Annotated in this window: 14 protein-coding genes; 10 read left to right on the top strand and 4 right to left on the bottom strand. The window is 76.0% G+C overall.

From position 1 onward, the window contains the following. Positions 1-40: 40 nt before the first annotated feature. The 5 genes from DER29_RS33295 to DER29_RS33275 all read left to right on the top strand — a co-directional run bounded on the left by DER29_RS33295 (position 41) and on the right by DER29_RS33275 (position 4,653). The gene (locus DER29_RS33295; RefSeq protein WP_121401629.1) at positions 41-1,204 is read left to right on the top strand and encodes a CapA family protein; all 1,164 of its coding nucleotides are present in this window, start codon (positions 41-43) and stop codon (positions 1,202-1,204) included. A 61-nt stretch (positions 1,205-1,265) separates the two neighbouring features. Beyond that, positions 1,266-2,054, top strand: coding sequence for an endonuclease III (gene nth, locus DER29_RS33290; RefSeq protein WP_121401627.1), 789 nt, complete (start codon positions 1,266-1,268; stop codon positions 2,052-2,054). Between the two features lie 44 nt (positions 2,055-2,098). Beyond that, positions 2,099-2,722: a TlpA disulfide reductase family protein gene (locus DER29_RS33285; protein WP_121401625.1), complete on the top strand. Its 624-nt coding sequence runs from the start codon at positions 2,099-2,101 to the stop codon at positions 2,720-2,722. Beyond that, positions 2,719-3,411, top strand: a complete 693-nt coding sequence (locus DER29_RS33280; protein ID WP_121401624.1) for a CoA pyrophosphatase — start codon at positions 2,719-2,721, stop codon at positions 3,409-3,411. Before DER29_RS33285 ends, DER29_RS33280 begins: the two co-directional genes overlap by 4 nt. Positions 3,412-3,474: 63 nt before the next feature. Continuing rightward, positions 3,475-4,653: a MarP family serine protease gene (locus tag DER29_RS33275; RefSeq protein ID WP_121401622.1), complete on the top strand. Its 1,179-nt coding sequence runs from the start codon at positions 3,475-3,477 to the stop codon at positions 4,651-4,653. Positions 4,654-4,657: 4 nt separating this feature from the next. Here the strand turns inward: DER29_RS33275 and DER29_RS33270 are convergent, their stop codons facing one another. The 3 genes from DER29_RS33270 to eccCa all read right to left on the bottom strand — a co-directional run bounded on the left by DER29_RS33270 (position 4,658) and on the right by eccCa (position 10,998). After that, positions 4,658-5,425 (bottom strand): phosphatase PAP2 family protein, encoded by a 768-nt coding sequence (locus DER29_RS33270; RefSeq protein ID WP_121401621.1) that lies wholly within the window; start codon positions 5,423-5,425, stop codon positions 4,658-4,660. Positions 5,426-5,548: 123 nt separating this feature from the next. Next, positions 5,549-6,955 carry a type VII secretion-associated serine protease mycosin gene (gene mycP / locus DER29_RS33265; RefSeq protein WP_121401619.1) on the bottom strand — a complete coding sequence of 469 codons (1,407 nt, stop codon included), beginning with the start codon at positions 6,953-6,955 and terminating at the stop codon, positions 5,549-5,551. A gap of 74 nt (positions 6,956-7,029) precedes the next feature. Then, positions 7,030-10,998: a type VII secretion protein EccCa gene (eccCa, locus tag DER29_RS33260; RefSeq protein ID WP_121401618.1), complete on the bottom strand. Its 3,969-nt coding sequence runs from the start codon at positions 10,996-10,998 to the stop codon at positions 7,030-7,032. 101 nt (positions 10,999-11,099) lie between these two features. Here eccCa and eccD point away from each other — a divergent pair, with 101 nt between their 5' ends. Beyond that, on the top strand, positions 11,100-12,500 hold the full coding sequence (gene eccD / locus DER29_RS33255) for a type VII secretion integral membrane protein EccD (RefSeq protein ID WP_121401616.1): 1,401 nt from the start codon (positions 11,100-11,102) through the stop codon (positions 12,498-12,500). 32 nt (positions 12,501-12,532) lie between these two features. On the opposite strand, the gene DER29_RS33250 is transcribed toward eccD, so the two are convergent. Then, positions 12,533-13,039, bottom strand: coding sequence for an inorganic diphosphatase (locus tag DER29_RS33250; protein ID WP_121401614.1), 507 nt, complete (start codon positions 13,037-13,039; stop codon positions 12,533-12,535). Between the two features lie 539 nt (positions 13,040-13,578). Here DER29_RS33250 and dacB point away from each other — a divergent pair. The 4 genes from dacB to DER29_RS33230 all read left to right on the top strand — a co-directional run bounded on the left by dacB (position 13,579) and on the right by DER29_RS33230 (position 18,954). Next, entirely contained in the window at positions 13,579-15,006 is a 1,428-nt protein-coding gene (gene dacB / locus DER29_RS33245) for a D-alanyl-D-alanine carboxypeptidase/D-alanyl-D-alanine-endopeptidase (protein WP_233600325.1), read from the top strand. A gap of 165 nt (positions 15,007-15,171) precedes the next feature. Then, the gene (locus tag DER29_RS33240; protein ID WP_121401611.1) at positions 15,172-16,242 is read left to right on the top strand and encodes a zinc-dependent metalloprotease; all 1,071 of its coding nucleotides are present in this window, start codon (positions 15,172-15,174) and stop codon (positions 16,240-16,242) included. 10 nt (positions 16,243-16,252) lie between these two features. After that, positions 16,253-17,245 (top strand): tRNA lysidine(34) synthetase TilS, encoded by a 993-nt coding sequence (gene tilS / locus DER29_RS33235; RefSeq protein WP_121401609.1) that lies wholly within the window; start codon positions 16,253-16,255, stop codon positions 17,243-17,245. A 68-nt stretch (positions 17,246-17,313) separates the two neighbouring features. Next, positions 17,314-18,954 carry a gamma-glutamyltransferase family protein gene (locus DER29_RS33230; protein WP_121401607.1) on the top strand — a complete coding sequence of 547 codons (1,641 nt, stop codon included), beginning with the start codon at positions 17,314-17,316 and terminating at the stop codon, positions 18,952-18,954. Positions 18,955-18,965 lie beyond the last annotated feature (11 nt).

Raw genomic sequence — 18,965 nt, 5'->3', positions numbered from 1 at the left:
CCCTCGTTTCGGCGTTGCACAGCCGATAAGGTCGCGCTCGATGTACGCTGCCGCCTCCCCTCCGCGTCGCCGGGCCGCACTCGCCCTCGGCGCGCTGCTCGCCGTCCTGCTCACCGCCGGCTGTGGAGGGCCCGGGTCCGGGTCCGACGCGGTCTGGCAGCCCGGCACGGGTGGCGGCAACACCGGCGCCCCGGTCCGCTCGGGCGCGCCCACGAGCACCGCGCAGCCCGCCGAGCAGGCGATCTCGCTCTCGGCGACCGGCGACATCATCATGGGCAACGCGCCGAACCGGCTGCCCCCCAACGGCGGGAAGGGCTTCTTCGACTCGGTCGAGAAGGCGCTCGCCGCCGACCTGGTGATGGGCAACCTGGAGGAGCCGCTCACCGTCGACACCGGCACCGGCAAGTGCGGCCCGAACTCGACCCGCTGCTTCCAGTTCCGGGCCCCGCCCGAGTACGCCGCGCACCTGCGCGACGCGGGCTTCGACCTGCTCAACCAGGCCAACAACCACGGCTACGACTTCGGCCCGAAGGGCTACGAGAACACCCAGAAGGCGCTGGAGAAGTACGACCTCGCGCACACCGGGGCGCCTGACCAGATCACCGTGGTCGACGTCAAGGGGGTCAAGGTCGCGGTCGCCGGCTTCTCGTCGTACGTCTGGTCCAACAGCCTCACCGACATCGCCGCGGCGAAGAAGGTGATCACCAAGGCGGCCGGCATGGCCGACGTGGTCGTCGTGCAGGTGCACATGGGCGGCGAGGGCTCCGAGAAGACGCGGGTGCGGCCCGGCACCGAGATGTTCCTCGGCGAGAACCGGGGCGACCCGGTCAAGTTCTCCAAGGCGATGATCGACGCCGGGGCGGACCTGATCGTCGGGCACGGCCCGCACGTGCTGCGCGGCATGGAGTTCTACAAGGGCCGGCTGATCGCGTACAGCCTGGGCAACTTCGCCGGCGGGGGCAACTCGCTGAGCAACGCCGGCCGGCTCGGCTGGGGCGGGGTGCTGAAGGTGTCGCTGAAGCCGGACGGCAGCTGGGCCGGCGGCTCGTTCGCCTCGACGTACATGAACTCCATCGGCAAGCCGACCATGGACCGCGACGACCGCGGGCTGGGCCTCGTGAAGCAGTTGACCAAGAGCGACTTCCCGGAGACCGGCGCCCGGTTCGACGACTCCGGCACGATCAGCGCGCCCCAGGGCGGCTGACCGGGACGGCACGGCGCGTGGACCCGGCCGACCGTCGGCCGGGCGACGTAGGCTGGCCGGCGTGACCACGAGTTCCTCCGGCTTCACCGAGACCGACCTCGGGCGCACCCGTCGCGCCCGGCGGATCGGCCGGGTACTGACCGAGACCCACCCCGACGCGCACTGTGAACTGGACCACTCCAACCCCCTGGAGCTGGCCGTCGCGACGATCCTCTCCGCGCAGTGCACGGACAAGAAGGTCAACGAGGTCACCCCGAAGCTCTTCGCCCGCTACCCGACCGCCGCCGACTACGCGGGAGCGGACCGGGCGGAGCTGGAGGAGCTGATCCGGCCCACCGGCTTCTACCGAAACAAGACCGACTCGCTGATCAAGCTCGGCCAGGCCCTCGTGGAGCGGTACGACGCCCGGGTCCCCGGCAAGCTCGCCGACCTGGTGACGCTGCCCGGCATCGGCCGCAAGACCGCCAACGTCATCCTCGGCAACGCCTTCGACGTTCCCGGGATCACCGTCGACACCCACTTCCAGCGGCTGGTCCAGCGCTGGCGGCTGACCGCCGAGACCGACCCCGTCAAGATCGAGCACGCGATCGGGGCGCTCTTCCCGCGGCGCGACTGGACCATGCTGTCGCACCGGATCATCTTCCACGGCCGGCGGGTCTGCCACGCCCGCAAGCCGGCCTGCGGCGCGTGCACGCTGGCGAAGCTCTGCCCGTCGTACGGCACCGGACCGACCGAGCCGGCGGCGGCCGCGAAGCTGCTCAAGGGCCCCCGGGCCCGGGACCTGGCGGTGGCGGCCGGGGTCGACCCGGAGCTGGTGCCGGTCCAGGCCGTCGTGGCGGAGGCACCGTGAGCGCGGGGAGTGGACGGGTGTCGCGGGCCCCGCGGTCGCGACCGATGAACCGCCGGCTCGCCGCCCTGCTCGTACCCGTGCTGCTGGCCGTCGCCGGCTGCACCGCCGGCACCGAGGAGAAGGACCCGGGCCCCACCGAACGGCAGAAGGCCGCCGCCAACCGGCCGTCGCCCTTCCAGGACTGCTCCGCCCTGGGTACGCCGCCCGCGTCCGCCGCACCTGCCCCACCCTCCGGGGGCGGGGGCCAGGTGCTGCCCGAGCTGACCCTGGAGTGCTTCACCGGCGGCGCCCCGGTCGCCCTGCGGGACCTGCGCGGCCCGGCGGTGGTCAACGTCTGGGCCTCCTGGTGCCCGCCCTGCCGCCAGGAACTGCCCGCCTTCCAGCGGCTCAGCGAGCGGGCCGCCGGCCAGTTCCGGGTGGTCGGCGTCAACAGCGGGGACGGCCGCGAGGCCGCCCAGGCCATCGGCGAGGACCTCGGCGTCCGCTTCCCGGTGCTGGTCGACCGGGGCGAGAGGGTGAAGCAGGAACTGCTGCGCAAGGGCATTCCCCTGACCGTCTTCGTCGACGGGCAGTCCCGCGTCCGGCACGTCGACTCCTCGGGCGCGCTCGACGACGCCAGCCTGGTCGAGCTGGTCCGGCAGCACCTCGGCGTGACGGTGCCGGCATGAGCCGGCGTCCGCCGGGCTGGTTCGACCCGCTGCTGACCCGGCTCGGCAGCGCGCGCAGCGAGGACTTCACCCGGCTGGTCACCCCGGAGAGCGGGGGGCGGGAGAGCGCGGTGCTGGTGCTGCTCGGCGAGGAGCCCGGAGCCGGCCCGGACGTGCTGATCCTCCAGCGTGCGGCCACTCTGCGTAACCACGCCGGCCAGCCCGCCTTCCCCGGCGGCGCGGCCGACCCGGAGGACGCCGACGCCCGGGCGACCGCGCTGCGCGAGGCGAACGAGGAGGTCGGCCTCGACCCGGCCAGCGTCACCGTCCTGGCCGAGCTGCCGAAGCTCTGGATCCCGGTCAGCGACTTCGTGGTCACCCCCGTGCTCGCCTGGTGGCACGCGCCGCACCCGGTGCACCCCCGGGAGCCGGCCGAGGTGGCGCACGTGGCCCGGCTGCCGGTCGCCGAGCTGGTCGACCCGGCGAACCGGATGCGGGTCCGCCACCCGAGCGGCTGGATCGGCCCGGCCTTCTCGGCGCGCGGGATGCTGGTCTGGGGCTTCACCGCCGGGGTGCTGGCCGCCCTGCTCGACATGGGCGGCTGGGCTCGGCCGTGGCCCCGCGACCGGGTCGTGGACCTACCGCCGACCGGGGCTGCCCCGGCGCCCTCGGCCGGCACCGACGCGGTCGACGAGACCCCGGTGCGCTGACCGGACGGTCACCTTCCGCAAGCGATGGTCATCTCGCGAGCCTGGTGCCCGTACGCTTGACGCGTGTCCGCCGTGGATCTCGTACTGCTGCTGCTCATGCTCGTGTTCGCGATCAGCGGATACCGCCAGGGCTTCGTCATCGGGGTGCTGTCGTTCTCCGGCTTCTTCCTGGGCGCGCTGGTGGGCCTCCAGGTGGGGCCGCTGCTGGCCCAGCAGTTCGTCGACAGCGGCACCCGGGTGTTGATCTCCCTGGTGGCGATCTTCGGGCTGGCGGTGGTCGGCCAGGCGCTCGCCGGCTGGGTCGGTTCGCACCTGCGCAAGACGATCACCAGCGACGCCGCCAAGCGGGTCGACGACGTCGGCGGGGCGTTCGTCTCGCTCTTCGCCGTGCTGCTGGTCGCCTGGCTCGTCGCGGTGCCGCTCGGCTCGTCGTCGCTGCCCTGGCTGGCCTCCTCGGTGCGCAACAGCGCGCTGCTCACGGTGGTAGACCGGGTCCTGCCCGACCAGGCGCAGCAGCTCTCCACGGCGCTGCGGGACACCGTCGACACCAACGGCTTCCCCGACGTCTTCGGCGACCTGGCGCCCACCCGGGCCCGGCAGGTGTCCCCGCCCGACCCGGCGCTCGCCGGCTCCCAGGTGGTGGTCAACAGCCAGCGTTCGGTGGTCAAGGTGCTCGGCTCCGCCCCGAGCTGTTCGCGCCGGATCGAGGGCTCCGGCTTCGTCTACGCCGACGACCGGGTGATGACCAACGCCCACGTCGTCGCCGGGACCCGGTCCACCGTCGTCGAGCTGAACGGCGACCGGTACGACAGCAAGGTGGTCGTCTACGACCCCGACCGAGACCTGGCCGTGCTGCACGTGCCCGGGCTGCCCGGCCCGTCGATGCGGTTCGCCGCCGGCAACGCGGGCAGCGGCGCGGACGCGATCGTGCTGGGCTTCCCGCTCGACGGGCCGTACAACGCCCAGTCGGCGCGGATCCGGGACGTCGACCGGATCACGGGGCCGGACATCTACTCCGCCGGCAACGTGACGCGGGAGGTCTACACCATCCGGGCGCTCGTGCAGAGCGGCAACTCCGGCGGCCCGCTGGTCTCCTCGAACGGGCTGGTGCTCGGGGTGATCTTCGCGGCGGCGGCCGACGACCCGAACACCGGCTTCGCGGTGACCGCGGCCGAGGCCCGTCCCGTCGCCCTCGCCGGCGCCGAGCGCACCCGCGCCGTCGGCACCGGCGACTGCACCTGACCGGTCAGCTTCCCGCCGCCGTCCCGTGACCCTCGCGCGGGGCCGGCCGGCCGGGCGGGTCGGCCCGCCAGACGGTGAGGGCGGCGGCGGTCGCGGCCACCACGGCCGCGCCGAGCAGCCAGCCGGCCAGCACGTCGCTGGTCCAGTGCACGCCGAGGGCCACCCGGCTGAAACCGGTCACCAGGGCGAGCAGCACGGCGGCCGTCCACACCACCCGGCGCCCGGCCGGCCGGGCGTGCGGGAGGAACACCACCAGCAGCACCCCGGCGGCGAGGGCGGCGTTGAGCGCGTGCCCGGACGGGAAGGCCAGGCCGGGCGCCTCGGCCACCGGGTCCGGCAGGTCCGGCCGGGGCCGACCGACGAGCAGCTTGAGCAGCGGGCTGAGCAGGCCGCCGACCGCCATGGTGACGGCCACCCAGACCGCCAGCTGCCGGGCACCCCGGCGGACCAGCCAGAGGACCAGGACCAGGGCCCCGACGCGCAGCGGCATCGGGGCGAACACGTCGGTCCAGAGGGTCATCAGGCGTACCCACACCGGGTGCTCGGCGGCGTAGCCGACCAGCGCGTGGGTGACCGCCGTGTCGAGCCGGCGCAGCGGGGACCAGTCTCCGAGGACCAGGACGGCCAGCAGCATGAACGGCACCGCCACCAGGAACGCGGCAGCCGCCGCGAGGGTCAGCCGCAGGCCCCGGGCATGCTCCGGGTGCAGGCGGCGGTCACGCCACGAGGAGCGCGGCGGGGCGGCGAGGGTACGCGGGCCGGACGGGCTCATGACAGTCGTTCTACCCGGGACGCGGCCCGGTCAGACCCGATCGGGGACCTCCGCGGGCCCGGTCGCCCGTGCGGGGGCGATGACGGTTCCTCCGAGAGGGCGACGACGGGGAGCGCCGGCGGCTCAGCGCGCCGGCGGGCGACGCCACGTCCCGGTGCCGCGTTGGGGCGAGACCAGCGGGGTCCACTGGCGGAACCGGCGCACCATCAACGCCGCCCCGGTCAGCAGGGCGACGAAGAACGCGGCCCCGGTCCACAACTGCTCCGGCGTGCCGTCCTCCTGCGTACCCGCCGGCTGCGCCGCCCACCGGGACTGCTGGCGCGGCACGGTGAAGCCGCGCGGGTCGCCGCCGACCCCCGCGACGTCGGGCTGCGTCGACCCCGGGGCGGGGCCGAACCCGACCACGCCCGGGGAGGACTGGTCGTCCAGCGGGTTGCGGCCCACCGGGCTCACCTCGGCGTCCAGCGCGGCGACCGGGTCGACCATGCCGTACCCGAAACGGTCGTCCCGGCCGGTGGGGCCGATGTCGCGGGCGGTGGTGAGCAGCCGGTTGACGACGTCGCCGGCGGACATCTCCGGGTAGCGGGCCCGCACCAGCGCGGCGGTGGCGGCGACCAGCGGCGCCGCGAAGCTGGTGCCCTGCACCCGCCAGTAGCCGCCCGGCCGGGCCCCGACCAGGCCGGTAGCGGGGGCGGTGAGGACGGTGGCCCGCCCGGTGATCGAACCGGACCAGAGGTTGTCGCTGTCGCGCTCCGACCCGGCGACCGCGACGACACCCGGCTCCCGGGCCGGGTACCAGACCTTCGCGTTGGACGAGTTGCCCAGGTTGCCGGTGCAGGCGACCACGACGACGTCCCGGGCGAAGGCGTAGTCGAGCGCCGCCGCCAGGGCGGGGCTGTCGCCGCTGCCGCCGAGGGACAGGTTGATCACGCGGGCGCCGTTGTCGACGGCCCAGCGCACGCCCTTGGCGACGATCAGGGCGTCGTCGTAGCGGTTCTCGGCGTCGAGGACGCGGACCGGGAGGATCCGGGAGTCCGGCGCCAGGCCGACGGCCCCCCGCGCGTCGTCGTTGCGGCCGGCGATCAGCCCGGCCACGGTGGTGCCGTGGCCGACCGGATCGGGGTCGCCGGCCTTGCCCCGGGGCGCCACCAGGTCGAGGCCGGGCAGCACCTGGCCGGCCAGGTCGGGATGGGCGGCGTCCACACCGGAGTCGATCACCGCGACGGTGACCCCCTTACCGGTCGAGCTGCGCCATGCGGTCTTCGCCTGCAACACGTCGAGCTGCCACTGCTCGTCGCGGACCTGGTCGGGGCGGTTCTTGCTGTCGGGCGCCGCGAGCGCCACCGGGACGGCGGCGGCCGGGGGGTGGAGGACCGGCCGGGCGGCGGGCTGCCGAGGGGCGGCGTCGGCTGCCGTGGCCGGACCCGCGACCGACACGACGGCGGCCGCCAGACCGAGCAACGTACGTCCGGCGATCCGCCGAGCCGCTGGCGGACAGCTGTGCCGCACGGTCGTCACATCCTCAGGCATTCATCGCGACGCAAACATGACGATCGGAGATTACCGGTTCCTCGCCGCCTTGCGGGGCGTTCCCGGGACACCGGTCACGGCGGCGGCAGATGGGCCAGCTGTACGAGGCGTACGCCCTCGCGCCGGGTGACCAGCCGGCCCCGCCCCGGGGGCAGCGGACCGGGCCGGACCGGGCCGACCAGCGCCCCCTCCTCGGGGCTGCCAGCCATGACCAGCCCCGAGGTGGACAGCTCGCGCAGGCGCTGCACGAGCGGCTCGTACTGGGCCCGTCCGGCGCCGCCCGAACGGCGGGCGAGCACCAGGTGCAGCCCGACGTCCCGGGCGTGCGGCAGGTGCTCCTCCAGGGCACGCAGCGGGTTGGACGGCCCGCTGGCGACCAGGTCGTAGTCGTCGACCAGCACGAACAGCTCCGGCCCGGACCACCACGACCGCTGCCGCAGCTGGGCGGGCGTGACGTCGGGCCCGGGCACCCGCCCCGCCATGTAGCCGGCGGCGGACTCGATCAGGTCGGTGGTGTGCACCGCGGCGGAGCCGTACCCGATCAGGTGCGGCGACGCCGACTCGGTCAGGTCCACCAGGCTGCGGCGGTAGTCGACCAGGATGACCCGGGCCTGCTCGGGGGTGAACCGGGTCATGATCGAGGTGGCCAGCGCGCGCAGGAACGACGACTTGCCGCACTCGGCGTCGCCGAAGACGACGAAGTGCGGCTCGGTGGCGAAGTCCAGCGCGACCGGGCGCAGGTCAGCCTCGGCGATCCCCACCGGGATGCGCAGGCCGGTGGCGGCGGTCAGGCCCAGTTCGGCGTACGGGAGCACCGGCGGGAGCAGCCGCACCGGGGGCGCGACCGGGCCGACCCAGCCCTCGGCGGCCCGCTTGACCAGGTCCGTGGCCTCCCCGCCGGAGGCGGCGAGCTGCGGCAGCGCGGTGAGGAAGTGCAGGCTCTCCGCCGTGACGCCCCGGCCGGGGGTCTTCTCCGGCACGTTCGTCGCCGCCCGGCGGGCCACCAGCGAGTCGGCCGGGTCGCCGAGGCGCAGCTCCAGCCGGGAACCGAAGAGGTCCCGGATCGCCGGCCGGAAGTCCAGCCAGCGCACCGCCGTCGCCACCACGTGCACCCCGTACGACAGTCCTCGGGTGGCGAGGTCGGTGATCAGCGGCTCCAGGTCGTCGTACTCGCCGCGCAGGGTGGCCCAGCCGTCCACCACGAGGAACACGTCGCCGAACGGGTCGGCCCCGGGCTGGCCGGTGTGCGCCAGCGCGGCCCGCCGCTGCCGCCAGGCGGCCATCGACTCCACGCCCAGCTCGGCGAAGCGCTGTTCCCGGTCGACCAGCAGGGTCGCGATCTCGCCGACCGTACGCCGGACGGCCGTCGGGTCGGCGCGGCCGGTGACCCCGCCGACGTGCGGCAGGTCGCGCAGCGCGGCCAGCCCGCCGCCGCCGAAGTCGAGGCAGTAGACCTGCACCTCGGCCGGGGTGTGGGTGAGCGCCAGGGCGCAGATCAGCGTGCGCAGCGCGGTCGACTTGCCGCTCTGCGGGCCGCCGACCACCGCGACGTGGCCGGCGGCGCCGTCCAGCGCCAGCCAGAGCAGGTCGCGGCGCTGCTCGAAGGGCTTGTCGACCACCGCGACCGGCACCTGGAGCGCGCCGTGCAGCTCCGGGTTGCCGAAAGTGAGACCGCGCGCCTGGTCGACGCCGACCGGCCCGAGCAGCTCGTCCAGCGCGGGCGCCCGGCCGAGCGGGGGCAGCCAGACCTGGTGGGCGGGCGGCCCCTGCCCGGCGAGCCGGTCGGCCATCAGCTCCAGCAGGCTCTCCGTGCCGCCCTCTTCGGCCGTCGCGGGCAGGGCGGGCGGCCCGACCGGCTCCGGCTTGGGCACGAGGTGGGTGGAGAAGGCGAGCAGGCGCGGGGTCCCGGTGCCGCCCGCGCCCGGCGCCGCACCGCGCCGGCGCAGCGCCCCCGAGACGTACGCGGCCTTGAAGCGCACCAGCGGTTCGGTGCCGAAGCGCAGGTAGCCGTGCCCGGGGGAGCGGGGCAGCTCGTGCGCGTCCGGCACCCCGAGCACCGTGCGCGACTCCAGCGCCGAGAAGGTCCGCAGCCCGATCCGGTACGACAGGTGGGTGTCCAGCCCGCGCAGCCGGCCCTCCTCCAGCCGCTGGGAGGCCAGCAGCAGGTGCACGCCGAGCGACCGGCCCAGCCGGCCGATCTGCACGAACAGGTCGATGAAGTCGGGCTTGGCCGAGAGCAGCTCGGAGAACTCGTCGCAGATCAGCAGCAGCGACGGCAGCGGGGCGAGCGGGGTGCCGGCGGCGCGGGCCCGCTCGTAGTCGCGCAGGCTGGCGAAGTTGCCGGCCCGGCGCAGCAGCTCCTGGCGGCGGACCAGCTCGCCGTTGATGGCGTCGACCATCCGGTCGACCAGCGGCAGCGCGTCGGCCAGGTTGGTGATCACCGCGGCGGTGTGCGGCAGCCGGTCGAACGAGGCGAAGGTCGCGCCGCCCTTGAAATCGATCAGTACGAAGTTGAGCTGCTCCGAGCTGTGCGTGGCGGCCAGCCCGAGCACCAGGGTGCGCAGCAGCTCGGACTTGCCGGAGCCGGTCGCCCCGATCAGCAGGCCGTGCGGCCCCATCCCGTCCTGCGCCGACTCCTTCAGGTCCAGCTCGATGGCGCCGCCGTCGGTGCCCACCCCGATCGGCACCCGCAGCCGCTCCCGGGCGGACCGGGGCGCCCACCCCTGCTCGGCGGTGAAGCTCTCCGGGTCGCCGAGACCGAGCAGCTCGGGCAGGCCCAGCTCCGCGCCCGGCGGGGCGTCCGGGCCGCGTGCCGCGGTGGCCAGCCGCAGCGGGGCCAGCCGCCGGGCGACGGCCTCCGCGTCGACCGGGTCCAGCCGGTCCGCCGTACCGACCTCGGCGTGCCCCTCCGCGGAGTGGGAGTGCAGCCGTCCCCCGCGCAGCTCCAGCAGCAGCGCGAACCGGTCCAGCAGGCGCGGCGGCGGGGTGTCCAGGTCGATGATCGTGACCGCGTCGATGCCGCCGTCGCCGGTCAGGTCGGTGGCCCCGGTCAGGTCGCCCCCGTCGAGCACCACCACCACGTGCGGGCCGTCGGTGGCCGGGCCGGCGGGGCTGAACCGGGACCGGCTGGCCAGGACCTCGTCCAGCAGTCCCTCCAGTTCGGCCCCCGCGCTGGTGACCAGCCGGACCGGGCCGAGCGCATCGGTGCGGGTGGGATGGTGGGCGTGCGGCAGCCACTTGACCCACTCCCAGGCGGCCCGCCGTTCCGGCCCGGCGCAGACGGCGACGAGCAGCTCGTCCGGGGCGTGGAAGACCGCGAGCTGGGCGAGCATCGCCCGGGCCAGCGCCTGGGCGGCGGGCCCGTCGCCGTCGTCGGCCGGGCCGGCGGCCCGCACGAAGACCCGGGCGAAGCTGCGCAGCGAGAGCGCCACCGGCAGGTCGGGCACCACGGAGTACGCGTCCAGGAACCGGCGCAGCGCGCCGGCGGTCATCGGTTCCAGCTCCTCCAGCGGGCGGGTGACCGGGGGGACCAGCGGGGTGGCGAGGGTCTGCGGGCCGACGGCGACCCGGACCACCGCGAAGTCCGGGTCGGTGGGGCGGCGTTCCCAGACGCGGTGGCTGTCGACGGTCGACCAGAGCCGGCCGGGATCCGGGTGCCGGTAGTAGAGCCCGGCGCGCTGCTGCCCGGCGGTCTGCCGGACCCGGCGCCGCAGCACGGTCAGGTGCCGCAGGTAGTCCCGCCGGGCGGCCATCATCTCCGACTTCTTCGGGGTGCCGGAGGCGCTGCCCCACGAGGTCACCAGCATGGCCAGCGAGGAGAGCCCGAACATCCCGCCGACCACGTAGGAGTACGCGCCCCCGCCGCGGCCGAACATCATCGCCATCGCCACGGTGCCGCCGAGCATCGGCAGCACCGTGAGCAGCTGCTGCCAGCGCCCGCCGGTGACGGCGGGGATCTCCGGCGGCGCGTCCACCGGCAGCTCACCCACCGGAATCTCCGGCGCCGGTCGGCGGGGTGGCCGCTTGATGACGACAGTGGACACTCGACCTCCTGACAGCGCTCGGTAACCCGAGCCTGGCTCATGGTAGGTAAAGTCCTGTCGTCCGCGCAGCCACAAACCCCGCCGGAGATGGAGATCAGTCGATGACGATCGGGCTGGCCCGGGTCACCATCAGCGCCCCCCAGCGGCGGGTCGACGTCGCGCTGCCCGAGCAGGTGCCCCTGGCCGAGCTGCTGCCCGAGGTGCTGCGGCACGCCGGCGAGGGGCTCGCCGACGACGGCGAACGGCACGGCGGCTGGGTGCTGCGGCGCACCGACGGCGCGGTGCTGACCACCGCCCAGGCGCTGCTGCCGCAGGGGGTCCGCGACGGCGAGGTGCTGCACCTCGTGCCGGCCCGCGCGCAGTGGCCCGAGCTGGAGTACGACGACGTGGTCGAGGCGATCGCCGACGGCGCCCGGCGGCGCGGCGGGGCCTGGTCACCGGCCGCCACCCGGGCCGCCGCCCTGGCCGGGGCCGCCGTGCCGCTGGCCGTCGGGCTGCTCGCCGTGACGGCCGGCGGGCCGGCGCACGAGTCCGCCTGGCCGGCCGCCGCCGTGGTGGCGCTCCTGCTCACCCTCGCCGGGGTGGTGGCGTCCCGCGCCCACGCCGACGGGCCGGCCGGCGCGACCCTGGGCGGCTACGCCCTGCCGTACGCGGCGGCGGCGGGCGCGCTGGCGGTCAGCTCCGGCGACCCGGTCGGGCCGGTCCCGGGGCTGCGCTGGATCGGCGCGCCCGAGCTGCTCGCCGGGTCGGTGGCGCTGCTGCTGGTGTCGGTGCTCGGGCTGGTCGGCGTCGCCACCCGGCTGCGGGTCTTCGTGGCGGGCGCCACCGCCGGGTTCGTGGGCGCGCTCGCGGCCCTCGGCGGACTGCTGCTCGGCCCGGCCGGCACGGCGGCGGTCCTGCTCTGCGTGCTGGTCTTCGCCGTGGGGGCGGTCCCGCTGCTGGCCATCCGGCTCGGCAAGGTGCCGCTGCCCCCGATCACCCTGCCCACCGGCGAGCCGGGCGGCGCCGAGGGGGCCCGTGACCTGCCGGACCGGGACCGGGTCTACGCGGCGGTGGCCCGCACCGAGGAGATGCTCACCGGGATGCTGCTCGGGCACGCCGCGCTGGCGGTCGCCGCCGCGGTGGTGCTGTGCCTGTCCGGCGGGACGGCCGGCCGGCTGCTGGTGGCGGTCGCCGCGGCCGTGCTGCTGCTGCGCTCCCGACTGTTCGTGTCCCTGCGTCACCGGGTGCCGACCGTCGCCGCCGGCCTCGCCGGGTACGCCGTGCTGGGCGCCGTGCTCGTCGGGCGCCTCGGCCCGACCGGCCGCCTCGCACTGGTCGTCGGCGGGCTGGCGCTGGCCCTCGTGGCGGTGGCCGCCGGCACCACGTACGCCCGCCGCCCGGTCTCCCCGTACGTCGGCCGGATCGCGGACCTGACCGACACCGCCCTGGTGGTGTCGGTGGTGCCCGTCGCCTGCGCGGTGCTCGACCTGTACGAACGGGCCCGGGGGCTGCTCGGCTGAGCGGCCCCGGGCCCGTCGGTGGTCTGGTCGGGTCAGTGCGCGGACTCGCCGCGCGCCTCGGCCTCCCGGGCGCGCCGGTACGACGCCACGATCTCCGCCTCGGCCTCGATCCGCCCCACCCACGTGGCGCCCTCGACCGACTTGCCGGGCTCCAGGTCCTTGTAGACCTCGAAGAAGTGCTGGATCTCCAGCCGGTCGAACTCGCCGAGGTGGTGGATGTCGCGCAGGTGCTCCTGGCGCGGGTCCTCGTAGGGCACGCAGAGGACCTTGTCGTCGCCGCCCTTCTCGTCCGTCATCCGGAACATGCCGATGGTGCGGCACCGGATCAGGCAGCCCGGGAAGGTGGGCTCGGGGACCAGCACGAGCGCGTCCAGCGGGTCGCCGTCCTCGCCCAGCGTCCCCTCGATGAAGCCGTAGTCGGCCGGGTACTGCGTGGAGGTGAAGAGGGTACGGTCCAGCCGGATCCGGCCGGTCGCGTGGTCGACCTCGTACTTGTTGCGGTGACCCTTGGGGATCTCAACCGTAACGTCGAAATCCATCTGCACGCTCCCTCGTTTGCCCACGCTGGCCAACGGAAACCAGCGGCACGCCGCTCCCGCACGGGTGAATGCCCACCCGCGGGCTCCGGCCGCCGCATAGTGTTCGGACCGAAGTAGTGTCACCCAAGCAGATTTTCGGGGGCGAGGAGGGGGCCGTGGGGAGGGAAGATTCACACTACCGTCCGGATGCCGACGCTGGACCGGGTACCGGTCGATCTGCTTCCGGCGGGGCGACCGGGCGGTTCCCGGTGCCCGACGCCCACCTTCCCCACCCGCCCGCGTCCCCGGGCGACCGCGACCTGACGCCCGGCCCACCCCCGGGCATCGCCGCCCCGGGCAACGGTGTCCCGGCCGGTCCCGGCGGTCAGCCCGGTCCCGGCGGTCAGGCCGGCGCGACCGGTCCGACGGGTCAGGACATCTCGTCGGGTTCGACCGATCTCTGGGCCGCCGCCGCGAACCGGCCCGCCGGCGGGCCACCCGGCCCCGGCGCCCCGGACCCCGCCGCGCCGCCCGCGCCGGCCCCCCGTCGCCGCCGGGCCCTGCCCGTCGTGCTGGCCGCGGTGCTCGTGCTGGTGCTGGCCGCCGTCGGGATCGCCGTGGTCCGGCCGGGACCCGTGGCGGACTGGCTGGGCGACGAGCCCGCCGGTCGCGGTGCCGCCGCGACGGTGGCGGAACCGGCGCCCGTCGAGGTGCTGGCCGGCACGGACGCGAACGCCCCGATGCCCACCCCCGAGGGCGTACGCGCCGCGCTCGCCCCGCTCGTCGGCGTGCCCGCCCTCGGCGACCGGGTGCACGTCTCGGTGGCCGACGTGACCACCGGCCAGCCGCTCTTCGGCCGGGGCGAGGACGACGCCACGGTGCCCGCCTCGGTGACCAAGCTGGTCACCGGCGTCACGGTGCTCGCCGCGCGCGGTCCGGCGTACCGCATCCCGACCCGGGCGGTCGCCGGCGCGGCCCCCGGAGAGGTGGTGATCGTCGGCGGTGGCGACCCCACGCTGGCGGTCGACAAGAAGGGCTTCTACCCGGGCGCGGCCCGCCTGGACGACCTCGCCGCCCAGGTGCGCGCGGCTCTCGGTGGCACGAAGCCGACGAAGGTGACCGTCGACTCGTCGCTCTACTCCGGCCCGGTCTTTGAGCCGGGTTGGGACGACGACATCCCCACCGGCGGCTACGGCGGCGCGATCACGGCGCTGATGACCGACGGGGCCCGCAGCGACGTGACCCGCGCGAAGAAGGACGAGGCGGCCGGCAACCACTGGGCCGAGCGGGTGGCCCAACCGGATCTCGCGGCCGGCCGGGCCTTCGCCCGGCTGCTCGGCGTGCCGGCCGGCGCGGTCGCCCGCGGCACCGCCCCCACTGCCGGCGCGACCCCCGCCGCCGCCCCGGGGCCCGGCGCGGAGCTGGGCAGGGTGGAGTCCCTGCCGATGGTCCGGCTGGTCGACGTCATGATCAGCGACAGCGACAACATCGTCGCCGAGGCGCTGGCCCGACAGGTCGCGTTGGCCCGCAACCAGCCCGCCTCGTTCGCCGGCGCCGGGGCGGCGATGGACGCCGTGGCCGGGGAGCTGGGCCTGCCGGCCGACGAACTCACCCTCGCCGACGGCAGCGGCCTGTCGCGCAGCAACCGGATCAGCCCCTCGCTGCTCACCGACCTGATCGCGCTCGCCGGCGACGGCAGCCGTCCCGAGCTGGCCGCGATCTTCGGCGGCCTGCCCGTCGCCGACTGGTCCGGGACCCTCGCCGACCGCTACGAGACGGCGGCGACGAAGGCCGGCGCCGGGGTGGTCCGGGCCAAGACCGGGACGTTGACCAAGGTGCACGCCATCGCCGGCCTGGTCAGCACGGCGGACGGGCGGCTGCTCACCTTCGCGGTGCTCACCGACGCGGTGCCCCCCGACGGGCTGACGGCCGCCCGGGGAGCGCTGGACCGGATCGGCGCCGCCCTGGCCGGCTGCGGCTGCCGCTGACCGCCACCGCACGGCACCACTACTGGACGGCACCGCCACCGCGCGGAGCCGGCCTCGGGCGGCGCGCAGCGCCGGCCCCGGACGGGACCGCCGTCGGGCGGACCGGCGTCGATCGCCGGACGCGAGCCCGGGCCGGGGTGTCGCGGCGCGGGTACGGTGGGGTGCATGGCGCAGTTCGTGGACTGGGATCTGGCCGCCGCGACCGCGGGGGCACTGAGCAAGTCGGGCCCCCGGGTGTCGTACGCCGAGGCCACCGACGTGGTCGTTGAGCTGCGGCGGCTGACCGACGAGGCGGCCGGGCACGTCGCGGACTACACAGGGCTGCGTTCGCAGGTCTCCCACCCGCCCGTGCGGGTGGTGGACCGGCGGGACTGGGCGGCGACCAACATCGCCGGCCTGCGCGAGGTGATCACCCCGTTGGTCGGCCGGCTCACCAAGGACAAGCAGCCGGGGGCGCTGACCGAGGCGATCGGCTCCCGGGTCACCGGCGTGCAGGCCGGCACCGTGCTGGCGTACCTCTCCGGCCGGGTCCTCGGCCAGTACGAGGTCTTCTCCGCCGACCCGGGGCAGCTGCTGCTGGTCGCGCCGAACATCGTCGAGGTGGAGCGCAGGCTCGGGGCCGACCCGCGTGACTTCCGGCTCTGGGTCTGCCTGCACGAGGTGACCCACCGCACCCAGTTCACCGCCGTGCCGTGGATGCGGGCGTACTTCCTCAGCGAGGTGCAGGCCTTCGTGGACGCGTCGTCCAGCGGCGGCGAGCACCTGCTGGAGCGGCTGCGCCGGGGCGTGGCCACGCTCTCGGACGCGGTGAAGGACCCGGAGAGCCGCACCAGCGTGCTGGACATCGTCCAGACTCCGGGGCAGCGGGCCGTGCTGGACCGGCTCACCGCGTTGATGACCCTGCTGGAGGGGCACGCCGAGTTCGTCATGGACGGCGTCGGCCCCCAGGTGGTCCCGAGCGTCGAGCAGATCCGGGCGGCGTTCAACCGGCGCCGGGAGGCCGGGAACCCGCTGGAGAAGGCCATCCGCCGGCTGCTCGGCATCGAGGTCAAGATGCGCCAGTACGCCGAGGGCCGCAAGTTCGTGCACGGCGTCGTGGACCGGGTCGGCATGGCGGGCTTCAACAAGATCTTCGCTTCGCCGCTCACCCTGCCCCGGCTGGAGGAGCTGGGAGACCCGGACGCCTGGGTGGCGCGGGTGCACGGGCCGGTCGGCCCGGCCCCGACCCTCGGCTGACCGCACGCCCGTGGCCGCGCTCGCCCCGCCGGTGGCCGCGATCCGGGTCGCGGTCCGCCGCGCGCTGGCCGACCTGCCGTCCGGGGGACCGGTGCTGGTCGCCTGCTCGGGCGGCGCGGACTCGCTCGCGCTGGCCGCCGCCACCGCGTTCGTGGCGCCCCGGACGGGTCGTGCCGCCGGCCTGGTGACGGTCGACCACGGCCTCCAGGAGGGCTCGGCACGGCGGGCCGCGGCGGTGGTGAACTGGGCCCGCGAGGTCGGCCTGGCCCCGGTCGAGTCGGTACGGGTGGAGGTGGCCGGGCGACCGGGCGGGCCCGAGGCGGCCGCCCGCGAGGCCCGCTACCGGGCGCTCGTCGAGGTGGCCAACCGGCTCGGGGCGGCGGCCCTGCTCACCGGGCACACCCGCGACGACCAGGCGGAGACCGTGCTGCTCGCGCTCGCCCGGGGCGCCGGCCCGCGCGGGCTGGCCGGGATGCCCGCCCGACGGGACCTCGACGGGGTGCCGCTGCTGCGCCCGCTGCTGGAGGTCGGCCGGGAGCAGACCCGCACGGCGTGCGCGGTGCTCGGGCTGAACCCCTGGGAGGACCCGCACAACGCCGACCCGTCGTACGCCCGGGCCCGCGTCCGGGCCGACCTGCTGCCCGCCCTGGTCCGCGCGCTCGGGCCGGGGGTGCTGGACAACCTGGCCCGGACCGCCCGGCTGGTGGCGGCGGACAACGCCGTCCTCGACGAGATGGCCGACGCCGCGCTGGCCGACGTCCGCCATCCCGACGGCGGGCTCGCGGTACGGGCGCTGGCCGAACTCCCGCCCGCGGTGCGCGGCCGGGTGCTGCACGCCTGGGCCCGGGAGCTGGGTGCCCCGCCGGCCGCCCTGTCGCACCGACACGTGACCGCGCTGGACACGCTGGTCACCGGCTGGCGGGGGCAGGGGGCGGCGCACCTGCCGGGCGGGCTGCGGGTGCTGCGCCGCGACGGCCGGCTCGCCGCCATCGGCCCCCGCTGATCCACTCGCCGGGAAACGGGGCCCGTTCCGGGGCCGCGGGATCCGCCGGGAGGCGGTAGACATGGCGCATGGCGTACCCCCGACAGCCGCTCTTCGCGCCGCACGGCGCGGTGGCGACGAGCCAGCCGCTGGCCGCGGCGGCCGGCCTGGCCGTGCTGCGACGCGGCGGCAACGCCGTCGACGCGGCCCTGGCCACCGCGATCACCCTGACCGTGGTGCAGCCCCCCTCCAACGACATCGGCGGCGACCTGTTCGCGATCGTCTGGGACGGCGAGCGGCTGCACGGCCTCAACGCCTCCGGCCGGTCCCCGGCGGCCCTGACCCGCGAGCTCGTGCTCGGCGCGACCGGGGGGCGCGGCGCGACCCCGGTCGATTCCCTGGGCGGCGCGCAGCGGGTGGGGGCGGCGATGCCCGCCCGAGGCTGGCTGCCGGTGACCGTGCCCGGCGCGCCGGCCGGCTGGCGCGACCTGCACGACCGGTTCGGCTCGCTGCCCTTCGCGGATCTCTTCGCCGACGCGATCGGCTACGCCGAGCACGGTCACCCGGTCTCCCCCGGCGTGGCGGGGATCTGGTCGCGCGCGCTCGCCGCGCCCGGCCCGACCGGTGCGGAGTTCGCCGAGTTCGACCGCGTGTTCGCGCCCGGCGGCCGGGCGCCCCGGGCCGGGGAACGCTGGCGCAACCCGGACGCGGCGCGGACCCTGCGGCTGATCGCCGACACCGGGGCGGATGACTTCTACCGGGGCGGGATCGCGGAGGCGCTGGCCGCGCACGCGGCCCGCACCGGCGGCCTGCTCACCGGCGACGACCTGGCCCGGCACGCCTCGACCTGGGTGACCCCCGTGTCCGCCCGCTACCGGGGCCACGAGGTCTGGGAGCTGCCGCCCAACGGGCAGGGCCTGGCGGCGCTGCTGGCGCTGCACATCCTCGACGGGGCCGACCTCGCCGGGCTGCCGCTCACCGAGCGGCTGCACCGGCAGATCGAGGCGATGAAGCTCGGCTTCGCCGACGCGCACGCCCACGTCGCCGACCCGGAGCGGGTGCCGGTGCCGACGCAGGCGCTGCTCTCGCCGGCGTACGCGGCGGCCCGCCGCGCGCTGATCACCGAGCGGGCCGGGGAGCCGACCGCAGGCGACCCGGAGCGCGGCGGCACGGTCTATCTCTGCACCGCCGACGCCGGCGGCATGATGGTCAGCCTGATCCAGTCGACCTACCTGGCGTTCGGCTCCCGCGTGGTGCTGCCCGGGCACGGCTTCGCCTTGCAGAACCGAGGGCTCGGGTTCCGCCTGGACCCCGCCCACCCCAACGTGGTGGGGCCGGCGAAGCGGCCCTACCACACGATCATTCCCGGCTTCCTGACCCGCGACGGCCGGCCGGTGGGTCCGTTCGGGGTGATGGGCGGGCACATGCAGCCGCAGGGGCACGTGCAGCTGGTCTCGGCGACGCTGGACGGCGGGCTCGACCCGCAGGCGGCGTTGGACGCGCCGCGCTGGTACTGGCACGCCGGCCGGTCCGTGCTGGTCGAGTCGGAGTTGGTCGCCACCGCCGAGGGCCGGGCCGCGGTCGCCGAGCTGCGGGCCCGGGGCCACGAGATCGCCGTCGCGGACGAGCCGGGGGTCTTCGGGCACGGGCAGGCGATCTGGCGGCTGCCGGAGGGCGGCTACGTCGTCGGCTCGGAGCCCCGGGTGGGCGGTGGGATGCTCGGCTGGTGACCTCGCCGTCG

Source organism: Micromonospora sp. M71_S20, assembly GCF_003664255.1.
Classification (GTDB): domain Bacteria; phylum Actinomycetota; class Actinomycetes; order Mycobacteriales; family Micromonosporaceae; genus Micromonospora.
The sequence above is the reverse complement of the archived record's forward strand: the minus strand, read 5'-3'. Positions and strand labels throughout refer to the sequence as shown.

What these genes read in the sequence shown, in the direction of transcription:
- mycP (WP_121401619.1), bottom strand. Translation starts at nt 6,955, where the DNA reads ATGCCTGAGGATGTGACGACCGTGCGGCACAGCTGTCCGCCAGCGGCT.
- eccD (WP_121401616.1), top strand. Translation starts at nt 11,100, where the DNA reads ATGACGATCGGGCTGGCCCGGGTCACCATCAGCGCCCCCCAGCGGCGG.
- DER29_RS33280 (WP_121401624.1), top strand. Translation starts at nt 2,719, where the DNA reads ATGAGCCGGCGTCCGCCGGGCTGGTTCGACCCGCTGCTGACCCGGCTC.
- DER29_RS33295 (WP_121401629.1), top strand. Translation starts at nt 41, where the DNA reads ATGTACGCTGCCGCCTCCCCTCCGCGTCGCCGGGCCGCACTCGCCCTC.
- DER29_RS33270 (WP_121401621.1), bottom strand. Translation starts at nt 5,425, where the DNA reads ATGAGCCCGTCCGGCCCGCGTACCCTCGCCGCCCCGCCGCGCTCCTCG.
- DER29_RS33230 (WP_121401607.1), top strand. Translation starts at nt 17,314, where the DNA reads ATGGCGTACCCCCGACAGCCGCTCTTCGCGCCGCACGGCGCGGTGGCG.
- DER29_RS33285 (WP_121401625.1), top strand. Translation starts at nt 2,099, where the DNA reads ATGAACCGCCGGCTCGCCGCCCTGCTCGTACCCGTGCTGCTGGCCGTC.
- DER29_RS33250 (WP_121401614.1), bottom strand. Translation starts at nt 13,039, where the DNA reads ATGGATTTCGACGTTACGGTTGAGATCCCCAAGGGTCACCGCAACAAG.
- DER29_RS33240 (WP_121401611.1), top strand. Translation starts at nt 15,172, where the DNA reads ATGGCGCAGTTCGTGGACTGGGATCTGGCCGCCGCGACCGCGGGGGCA.